Here is a 9,968-nt window from a genome sequence, read left to right as displayed (position 1 = left end):
CTATCTCAGTTTCAAAGTGGCCAGGCCAATCAGCACCAAAATGACTGAAACAATCCAGAAACGCACAATAATGCGCGGCTCCGGCCAACCCTTCAGTTCGTAGTGGTGATGTATCGGCGCCATCAGGAATACCCGTTTCTTCCGGGTTTTGTAAGAGGCGACCTGAATGATCACTGAAACGGTTTCGACTACAAATATTCCGCCCATGATTACCAGGACGATCTCTTGTCTGACCAGAACGGCAACCACTCCCAGTGCTGCACCCAAGGCGAGCGCGCCGACATCGCCCATGAATACCATGGCGGGATAAGCGTTAAACCATAAAAAGCCGAGACCCGAGCCGATCAACGCGGCGCAGAACACCACCAGTTCGCCGGATTTGGGAATGTGCGGGATTTGCAGATATTGCGCAAAAGTGGCATGGCCGGACAAATAAGCAAAGATGGCTAACGCGGCAGCGATCATCACGGTCGGCATGATGGCCAGTCCGTCCAGACCATCGGTGAGATTGACGGCATTACTTGAGCCGACAATAACGAAATAAGTCAGTACAACGTAACTCCAACCCATATTGATGCCGACATTTTTGAAAAACGGCACGATGAATTGGGTTTCCGCCGGCACTTGCGCGGCATTAAATAGATAAATCGCCGCAGAACCCGCGACTACGGACTGCCAAAAGTATTTGGCTTTGGCCGACAATCCAACGCTATTGCCGAGCAAAACTTTTTTGTAATCGTCGATAAAGCCGATAACGCCGTGAGCCAGCGTCACCAATAACACGACCCAGATGTACCGATTGCTCAAATCGGCGCATAACAGCGTACTGAATGCAATCGCAAACAGAATCATCGTTCCACCCATGGTAGGGGTGCCGGTTTTTGAAAAATGGCTTTGCGGACCATCGTCGCGTACGCTCTGTCCGATCTTTCTGAGCGTGAGCTTTTCGATCATGGCGGGACCGATCATGAAGGAAATGACCAATGCGGTCAGTACGCCCAGTATGGCGCGGAACGTCAGATAATTCAGGACCCTGAAACCGCTATCGATACTAATTAAATAGTCTGCGAGTAAAAGTAACATTATGTTGCTCTGAAGTTTTCGACTAACGCCGCGACCACGTTTTCCATTTTTTGGGCGCGAGAGCCTTTTACTAAAATAATTTCCTTGCCTGTGACTGCCTGGGCTAAGGTGTCGATTAGTTGTTCCTGCTTTTCGAAAAATTGACCGTTTTCACCAAAACCGGCTACGGTGCGTTTGGTCAGTTCACCTGTCGCGAATAAGCGCTGCACGGGCGTCATGCTAATTATTTTTCCCAATTCGGCGTGAATGGCCGGGCTTTCCGCACCCAGTTCGCCGAACTCACCCAGCGCCAGCCATATCGGCTGCCGACAGGCCGAGACGGTATCCAGCGCGGCTTTTAGCGATGCGGGATTGGCATTGTAGGTGTCGTCGATGATGATGTTGCCTTTACGGCCGCGCAAAGCTTGCATGCGTCCGACGACCGGTTTCATGTTTTCTAATCCTTGTTTGACGGAAACAAGTTCGATGCCGAATTGCAGGGTAACGGCCGCGGCGGCGAGCGCGTTTTTCACGTTGTGCTCGCCGGCCAAACTTAAACGAATGCGTTCCTTACCGGCGTGCGTGACCAAATCGAAATCCGTGGCAAAACCTTGGTTGTCTAGTTGTGTGTGAATATTGTTTGCGCGCACGTCGGCCGACTCATTAAAACCGAAGCTGACGCAGCTGCGTGCGCCTACCTTTTCGCTTATCCAAAAGTCGTAGAAGCGGTCGTCTCGGTTTAAGATCGCGACGCCGTTAGGAGCCAGGCTCTCGAAAATCTCCGCTTTTGCATTGGCCACGCCCTCGATGCTGCCGAAACCTTCGATGTGTGCCGGGGCGACATTGGTAATGACGCTGACATCGGCCCCTGCGTAGCGGCTGGTAAACGCTATTTCGCCGAGATGGTTCGCGCCCATTTCAATAACCGCGTAACGGTGGTTTTCATTCAGCCGCAACAAGGTCAGCGGTACACCGATATCGTTGTTGAGATTCCCTTGGGTATATAAGGTGTTACCTTGCGTGGCGAAAATGGCGGCGATCATTTCTTTGACCGTGGTTTTACCGTTGCTGCCCGTGACGCCCGCGACCCTGACGGGCAACTGGCGGCGCCAATAACCGGCCAGTTCGGCTAAGGCCAAACGAGTGTCGTTGACCAGAATTTGGGGCAGTCGGCTAGATACGGGACGATTGAGTAAAAGAGCGGCGGCACCGGTTTGTTCCGCTTTGTCGGTAAAGTCATGGCCGTCGTAACGTTCGCCGGCAATTGCTATGTAGAGTTGGCCGGCACGCAATGTACGCGTGTCGATGCCGGCTCCGTCTACAACCAGATCAGCGCCTATCAGTTTGCCGTTTACCGCGTTTGCAATTTCGCTGAGTGGCAGTTTCATGATACGGAGCCCCACGCGGCTAACGCTTCCCTTGCTATTGCCTGATCGCTAAACGGCGTCTTTACGCCGTTGATTTCCTGGTAGTTTTCGTGACCCTTGCCGGCGATGACCACAAGATCCTCCGGACCTGCTTGGTAGATCGCTGTAGTGATCGCGACGTGTCTGTCGTTAATAACGTTGATTTTGTTGCTGGCGCAGCCAGCCAAAATGTCTTTGATGATTGTCTCGGATGCTTCCGTGCGCGGGTTGTCGTCGGTCACGACCACGTGGTCCGCGTAGGTTTCCGCAATTCGACCCATTTCCGGACGCTTGCCCTTGTCGCGGTCGCCGCCGCAACCGAATACCACCCACAACCGGCCTTCGGCCTTTGCGGCTAGTAGTACTTTTTCCAGTGCGTCCGGAGTATGCGCATAATCCACTATTACGGTAGGCTTGCCGTGCCCCCCGTACTTTTCCATTCTGCCTATAACCGGTGTCAGCCGGGCCAGCTGCGCAACGGCCTTGTCGAAAGACCAGTCCATGGCCAATAGCACACAGAGAACGGTCATGACGTTTTGTAAGTTGAATGCGCCGATAATCGGCGTAGTGGCGCGTAAGGATTGCCTGCCCCAATGCACATCGAATTCGATGCCGTTCGCATGGTGCAGCACCTTGTCGGCAATTAGACATTCAATGCCTTCGATGCGGCGCTGGTCGACGCTAAATCCCCAACATTTGACCTTTTCAGTCAATACCTTGAGTACTTCTTTGCTGCTTGCGTCGTCTAAATTGATCACGGCAAATTCCAAAGCCGGATTCGTAAATAGGCTTAGCTTGGCTTTTAAATAAGCTTGCATGTTGCCGTGATAGTCGAGATGGTCACGCGTCAGGTTGGTAAATACGGCGCCCTTGAATTCAACTGCGTTGACGCGGCCTTGTTCCAAACCGTGAGAAGATACTTCCATTACTACGGTTTGCGTTCCGTTTTCGGCGAGCGTATCCAGTATTTCCTGTATCGCAAAAGCATCCGGCGTGGTATTGCAGGTATCGGTTAGGCGGCCGCGCAAACCCCAACCCAATGTGCCGACGACGCCGCAATCCGGCAATGCTTGTGCAAGCAATTGGCTGCATGTGGTCTTACCGTTGGTGCCGGTTATGCCGATCACGTCGATTCGTTTTGACGGATAGTCGTAAAAGCGTGCCGCAATTTCGCCCAAATGTCGGCTTAAATTGCGTATCGCTATCGCCATGACATTTACATTTACATTTATTCGGTCCTTGTCGTCGATGCCGCAGGGATCGTAAACCACCGCTGTCGCGCCGTTTTCCGCCGCCTGCCCGGTGTATCGGATACCGTGTTGCAGCGCGCCATTCAACGCAAAAAATACGTCCCCTCTTTTTACCTTACGACTGTCCAGGCGCAACCCCGTGATCTCGATATCAGTCTCGATTTCCGTGATACCGCTTAACAAATGGCTCAATTTCATTGTCTGCTCAACAACAAGGGCATGGTTTCGAGGCCGTCAGGCTCTACACCGTAAATCCGTAAAATACCGGCCATTACTTTTGAGAATGCCGGAGCCGCTACCAGGCCACCGTAGTATTGGCCGGTTGTTGGCTCGTCTACGACTATGGCAATGATGAAACGAGGATTGCTCGCCGGAGCCATGCCTACGAATACCGATAAATATTTGTCACGCGTATAGCCTCCGGTTGCGGATGTCTTTTTTACTGTGCCGGTTTTGCCGGCCACCCGGTAACCTTCGACTCTGGCACGATAGGCTGTGCCTTCTTTGCTGATGACGTGTTCCAGCATGTTTCTGACGCTACGTGCGGTTTCCGGTTTGAATATTCGACGCGCGTCGGGGTCTTCATCACGTTTTAACAGCGAAACGGAATGTATTATTCCGTCGTCGGCCAGGGCAGTGTATGCGCGAGCCAGTTGCAATATCGATGTCGATACGCCGTAACCGAAAGATAAGGTTGCCTGATCAAATTCGTGCCAACCTTGATAATCCAATAACGAGCCGCTGGCTTCTCCCGGAAACCCGACTCCCGCCGACGTGCCGAAACCTAAGTTACTGTATACACTCCAAAAATATTCCGGCGGCATACTCATCGCGAGCTTGGTAACCGCAATATTGCTGGATTTTTGCAATACCAGCGTTAGGTCCAGCGTTCCGTAGTTATGGATGTCTTTGACGACGTTACGGCCTACGCGATAACTACCGTTGGTTTCGATTAATGCGTTTGGGGCGACGTAGCCGCCATCGAGCGCCGCCGCGACCACAAAAGGCTTTACGGTTGAGCCTGGCTCAAAGCTGTCGACCATCGCCCGATTGCGATAACGGTTGCTGCGGAGCTCCCGGCGGTTGTTGGGGTTGAACGCGGGTTGACTCACCGAAGCCAGTACGTCGCCGTTTTTGGCATCCAATACCACCAGTGAAGCCGAGTGTGCTTTATGATTGACTACGGCGGCTTGCAATTCTCTGTACGCCAAATATTGAATGCGCTCGTCTATTGTCAATACTAAGTCACGGCCGGGCATGGCTTCTTCAATGTTTTCGACATCTTTAATGATGTGGCCCTTCCCGTCTTTGATGACGCGCTTTTTGCCTGGTTTTCCCCGTAAAATATAATCGTACCCGCGTTCCATGCCTTCTTGACCGATATCGTCAATATTGGTAAAGCCCAACAGGTGCCCGGCTGTCGCTCCGGCCGGGTAATACCGTTTGAACGCCCGCTCGAAATAAACGCCGGTGATGCCAAGTGTCTTTACTTTGTCCGCTAAATCGGGGTTTATCTGCCGTTTTACGTAGACAAAGCGTTTGCCTGCTTCTTTTTTCAAAAAGGACTGCATATTCGCTTCGGGAATATTCAATATTTTGGCCATTTGACTGAACTTTTCGCGTTCGCTGTCCTTGAACTGGCGCATATTTACCCAGATTGACTGAACGGGAGTACTAATGGCCAGCGGTTCGCCGCCACGGTCTTTAATCTGTCCACGGTAAGCCGGTACGTCAACTACGCCGACATGTTGCAAATCGCCTTTGTCTTGTAGAAACTCTTTATCAAGTACCTGCAAATAGACGGCACGCCCAGCCAGCGTCATCATGGCGGTGAGCATGGTTCCCAGCAGTAGGTTCCGCCTGATACGGAAATCTAACGTCGGTTTTGTAGCTGTTCTGGCCGCTGTTGATATTCGCATTTACGGTTTGATGTAAACAATTTCGTTTTGGGCTGGCAAAGTCAGCATTAGTCGGTTTCTGGCTTCTATTTCAACCCGGTTTTCTTCCGTTAGTGTCGTCAGCTCCAGTTGCAACCGTCCCCATTCCACTTCGTAGTCGTCCAGTTGCTTTTCCTTCTGCTGGATTTCTATGAATAACAGTCGCGACTGATATTTGCTGTAAATCACGGCAATGGCCGATAACATCAGCATGGCAACTAAAATGCTTAACAATAAGTTGTTTATTGCGGTCATTAAATTTTCTCCGCTACACGCATGATGGCGCTACGAGCTCTCGGATTATCCCGTACTTCTAATGCACCTGCGCGTATTGACTTACCTACTGATTTTAAGGGCCCTTTGCCTATGTCTTGTTCTTTCACCGGCAATCTGCCGGGGTTGTTTTTACGACCGGATTCTTCGCGGATAAAGCGTTTTACGATACGGTCTTCCAACGAATGAAACGCTATGACCACGAGTCGGCCGCCCGGTGCCATGACTTCGATCGCTTGATTCAATGCCGCCTTTATCTGTTCTAACTCTTGGTTAATTTCTATTCTGATTGCCTGGAACGAGCGAGTTGCCGGGTGTTTGTTTTTTTCCCGAAACGGCACGCTGTCTTCAATCAATTTCGCCAGTTGTAACGTCGTCTGTAATGGCTGCTGTTGGCGTTGCCGCACAATCGCCTTCGCGATACGGCGCGCAAAACGTTCTTCGCCATATTCGAACAAAACCTTGGTTAAAGTTTGTTCATCGACTGCCGCCAGGTATCGAGCCGCACTCAATCCTCTAGTGACGTCCATTCGCATATCCAATGGGCCATCATGTAAAAAACTAAATCCACGTTCCGCCGTGTCCAATTGAGGCGATGAGACACCCAAATCCATCAATATGCCGTTCACTTTGCCGGCAAAGCCCAGTTGACTGATTACGTTGGCCAAGTCTGCAAAACAGGCATGATGTAAACTAAATCGAGTGTCGGCCAACAACTGTTTCGCTGGAGCGCTGTCTATCGCCTCGATATCGCGATCTATCGCTATCAGCCGTCCAAGCTCGCCAAGCTTTTGCAAGATACCTTTGCTATGCCCGCCACGACCGAAGGTGCAGTCGACATAAATGCCGTCCGCTCTTATTTGTAGGCTTTCAATAGCCTCTTCGTATAAAACGGGTTGGTGTGGCGGCATGGTCGTTAAAACGATAAATTACCAAGTTCTTCAAGCCCTTCTGTATCGCTGCCATCCAGCCATTCCAGTTCTTTAGCTTGCCAAGCGGCGTCGCTCCAGATTTCAAATTTATTCAATTGCCCAACTAAATAAATATGTTTTTCCATGCCTGCAAATTCGCGCAGTTTTTCAGGTAGCAATAATCGACCTTGCGCATCCATTTCGCATTCGCTGGCATGACCGATCACAAAACGGCGAAGTTTGCCGGCCATTTTGTTCAGAGTGGGTAGTTTGCTGATCGTTTGTTCCAGTTTTTCCCATTCCGGTAGCGGGTAAAGCCATAAGCAACCTTGTTCGCCAACGCATTTGTCGTCGACCGCAACTGTGACAATCATTTGGCGATCGCAACATTCCTGCAATTCCTCCCGATAACGGGTTGGAATCGCAATGCGACCTTTCGCATCCAAGTTGATTGAACTTATGCCTCGAAACAAGATCAGCCCCAAATAATCTAAAAAATCCCTTTTTAACCACTTTTCATCATTTTTGTACCACTATAGTTTTCAAGAGAGTCTTAGTCAAGAGTCATTCCATTAAATTCTTTCTTTTTGTACAAGGACTTACGATTTTTTTGATAATAAGGATGAGCTTATGTTTTTAGAAAAAATAAAGTTTATTTTTATCAGGCGGTTAATTGATAATTTTGATGTGAAATGTAGTTGATTGTTGCGCTTGATTTTGGCTGGGGAAATGGCAACTAGTTTGGATGGAAGACGGTTTAAAATCTTCCGCGGCGTCTGAAGTTAAAGATTGAAGGAGAATTTGGTGTCGAAACCGGGTCGTGTGGCTAGATTTCCGGTTTTTGGTCTCTGGCAAGCAGGTTTTGAACGGCTTTTTTGGGATCAAGTGAGTCGAATAATACTTTATATACTTGCTCTGTAATCGGCATTTCGACTAGATGTTTTCGGCTCAGCCGGTACGCTTCGCGGGCTGCGGCGATGCCTTCTACGGATTGGTTTATTTCTTCAATAGCCGCGTCCCGGCTTTTTCCTTGACCTAGCGCCAAACCAAAGCGGCGGTTTCTCGATTGATTATCCGTGCAGGTAAGGATCAAATCGCCTAAGCCGGCAAGCCCCATAAATGTATCGGAGTGACCACCCAACTTGATGCCTAAGCGCATAATTTCAGTTAGGCCGCGCGTAATCAACGCGGCGCGGGTATTAGCGCCAAATCCGAGCCCGTCCGCAATTCCGGCTGCAATCGCTAGCACGTTCTTGCATGCGCCCCCTACCTGGACGCCGATAATGTCGCTACTGGTGTATGCCCTGAAGCATTGGTGATGAAAAATCGTCGCAACGTCGGATGCGAATTGATCTGATTTGGATGCGACTGTGATTGCGGTCGGCAGGCCGGTGGCCACTTCTCGTGCAAAGGATGGTCCGGACAGCACGGCGGTTTGCACATTCCTATCGATAACGGTTTCGGTGACCTCGCTCAGTAGCGCGCCGTTGTTGCTGACGAAGCCTTTGGTTGCCCATGCGATTTTAGGGTTTACGTCTAAATAAGGCTTGATTTGCTCCAAAGTTTGTTTAAAAGCGTGGCTTGGCACTGAAACCAACAATATAGGACTAAACTCGGTCGCCTCGCGCAGATTGTCGGTTACGTTGAGATTGGACGGAAAGCATATGCCTGGAAGATACCGGGGGTTTTCCCGTGTTTTTTGCAGTAATTCAACTTGCTGAGTGTTGTGCCCCCAAAGTAGTGTGTCGCATCCATTGCGTGCTGCATGTATGGCAAGCGCAGTACCCCATGAGCCTGTGCCGAATATGCTAATTTTCGGGGGCATGGCTATCAATTTATTGTTTGTCCGGCCGGATTGTTTTGGTTCTGTTGTAGGTGTTGCATATATAAGGCGTCGAAATTGACCGGAGCCAGAATAAGCTGAGGAAAGCCGCCTTTGTTAACGATGTCCGATACGGCTTCACGAGCATAAGGGAATAGAACGTTAGGGCAGAAGCTCCCAAGCATAGGGCCCATTTCCTGCTCGCTGAAGCCGGCAATGGTAAAAATTCCGGCTTGTTTTATTTCAACTAAATATGCGATTGCGTCGCCTATTTTTACGGTTACCGTGATGGACAGAGATACTTCGTACATGGAATTTTCTAGGGTTTCGACATTGGTTCCTAGGTTTAAATCAAGCGAAGGTTCCCATTTCTGAGTAAATATTTTCGGTGAGTTAGGGGTTTCGAACGAAATATCTTTGATATAAATTTTTTGAATGCTGAATTGTTTTTCACCTGTCGTATTAGTTTCTGCCATGACTGAATATTTGAGTAGTTAAAATTAATCGTTGTTTTTACTGCTTATTTTTATCGGTAGTTTATTGTCTTCCCAGGATTGCATGCCGCCTTGCATGTTAAAAATATGTTCGAAGCCCGCTTTTGACAAGGTTTTGCAGGCGGGTACCGAACGCGCGCCCGTTTGGCAAGTTACAATAAGCGTGTAATATTTATATTGATCTAATGTCTGGAGTTTTTCTTCGAGCTTTCCTAATGGGACATTGATGGCGTTTTCAATGTGGCTTTTAATAAATTCGTTCGGCTCCCTAACATCTATGACCACAGTACTATCGCTATCCATTTTGGTGACCGCAATCAACGGTGAGATGCTTTCAAATTTGTTGAAGGAATTGGAAATCAGATCTTGTATCAACAAAAAAATGACACAGACCAGCGAAAATGAGAGCAAGTAGTGGTTGGTGGCAAATTCAATATATTGATCCATCGTAAGAATAATTTTGGGTTTATTTTAGGAATAGGGTTTTAGGTTTCGCAAAATATCGTGCGCATCATTTCAATAAGGTGAATGACACGTTTATCATCGATATAATAAAAAACTCGATTAGCATCCTTTTTATAATCCAAAATCCCTTTGTCTCTTAAAATTGCTAAATGTTGCGAGATGTTGCTTTGGCTAGTGCCAACTTGTTCGACGATATCCTGTACACTGATAGACCTGTCGCCCAACACACAAAGGATTTTTAGGCGTAAAGGGTGCGACATGGCTTTTAAGCAGCGAGAAGCCCGATTAATGTCGGTATCGTCATATAGTATGTGATCGTCGTTGTCTTCCATATGGTTCTTTGTCAAT

The 9,968-nt window shown here is 49.1% G+C and carries 11 protein-coding genes; all 11 read right to left on the bottom strand.

Going from position 1 to position 9,968, the window contains the following annotated elements:
- A complete protein-coding gene (gene mraY / locus ACW73I_RS10010) occupies nt 1–1,083 on the bottom strand; it encodes a phospho-N-acetylmuramoyl-pentapeptide-transferase (protein ID WP_458029146.1) in 1,083 nt (360 codons plus the stop codon).
- On the bottom strand, nt 1,083–2,450 hold the full coding sequence (locus ACW73I_RS10005; protein ID WP_458029145.1) for a UDP-N-acetylmuramoyl-tripeptide--D-alanyl-D-alanine ligase: 1,368 nt from the start codon (nt 2,448–2,450) through the stop codon (nt 1,083–1,085). Before ACW73I_RS10005 ends, mraY begins: the two co-directional genes overlap by 1 nt.
- Nucleotides 2,447–3,916, bottom strand: coding sequence for a UDP-N-acetylmuramoyl-L-alanyl-D-glutamate--2,6-diaminopimelate ligase (locus ACW73I_RS10000; RefSeq protein ID WP_458029144.1), 1,470 nt, complete (start codon nt 3,914–3,916; stop codon nt 2,447–2,449). Before ACW73I_RS10000 ends, ACW73I_RS10005 begins: the two co-directional genes overlap by 4 nt.
- On the bottom strand, nt 3,913–5,637 hold the full coding sequence (locus tag ACW73I_RS09995; RefSeq protein WP_458029143.1) for a peptidoglycan D,D-transpeptidase FtsI family protein: 1,725 nt from the start codon (nt 5,635–5,637) through the stop codon (nt 3,913–3,915). Before ACW73I_RS09995 ends, ACW73I_RS10000 begins: the two co-directional genes overlap by 4 nt.
- Nucleotides 5,638–5,910 carry a cell division protein FtsL gene (ftsL, locus tag ACW73I_RS09990; protein WP_458029142.1) on the bottom strand — a complete coding sequence of 91 codons (273 nt, stop codon included), beginning with the start codon at nt 5,908–5,910 and terminating at the stop codon, nt 5,638–5,640.
- Complete coding sequence (gene rsmH, locus ACW73I_RS09985) at nt 5,910–6,839, bottom strand: 16S rRNA (cytosine(1402)-N(4))-methyltransferase RsmH (protein ID WP_458029141.1); 930 nt, start codon at nt 6,837–6,839, stop codon at nt 5,910–5,912. The genes ftsL and rsmH overlap by 1 nt, the downstream gene beginning before the upstream one ends.
- Before the next feature lie 5 nt (nt 6,840–6,844).
- Complete coding sequence (mraZ, locus tag ACW73I_RS09980) at nt 6,845–7,312, bottom strand: division/cell wall cluster transcriptional repressor MraZ (protein ID WP_458029140.1); 468 nt, start codon at nt 7,310–7,312, stop codon at nt 6,845–6,847.
- A 353-nt stretch (nt 7,313–7,665) separates the two neighbouring features.
- Entirely contained in the window at nt 7,666–8,664 is a 999-nt protein-coding gene (locus tag ACW73I_RS09975; RefSeq protein ID WP_458029139.1) for an NAD(P)H-dependent glycerol-3-phosphate dehydrogenase, read from the bottom strand.
- 5 nt (nt 8,665–8,669) lie between these two features.
- Nucleotides 8,670–9,137, bottom strand: coding sequence for a protein-export chaperone SecB (secB, locus tag ACW73I_RS09970; protein WP_458029138.1), 468 nt, complete (start codon nt 9,135–9,137; stop codon nt 8,670–8,672).
- 24 nt (nt 9,138–9,161) lie between these two features.
- Entirely contained in the window at nt 9,162–9,602 is a 441-nt protein-coding gene (locus ACW73I_RS09965; RefSeq protein ID WP_458029137.1) for a rhodanese-like domain-containing protein, read from the bottom strand.
- 38 nt (nt 9,603–9,640) lie between these two features.
- Complete coding sequence (locus tag ACW73I_RS09960; RefSeq protein WP_458029192.1) at nt 9,641–9,952, bottom strand: ArsR/SmtB family transcription factor; 312 nt, start codon at nt 9,950–9,952, stop codon at nt 9,641–9,643.
- Nucleotides 9,953–9,968 lie beyond the last annotated feature (16 nt).

The sequence above is a fragment of the Methylomonas sp. MgM2 genome, assembly GCF_054172045.1.
Note: the sequence above shows the minus strand (reverse complement) of the source record. Positions and strands in the feature narration are given on the sequence as shown.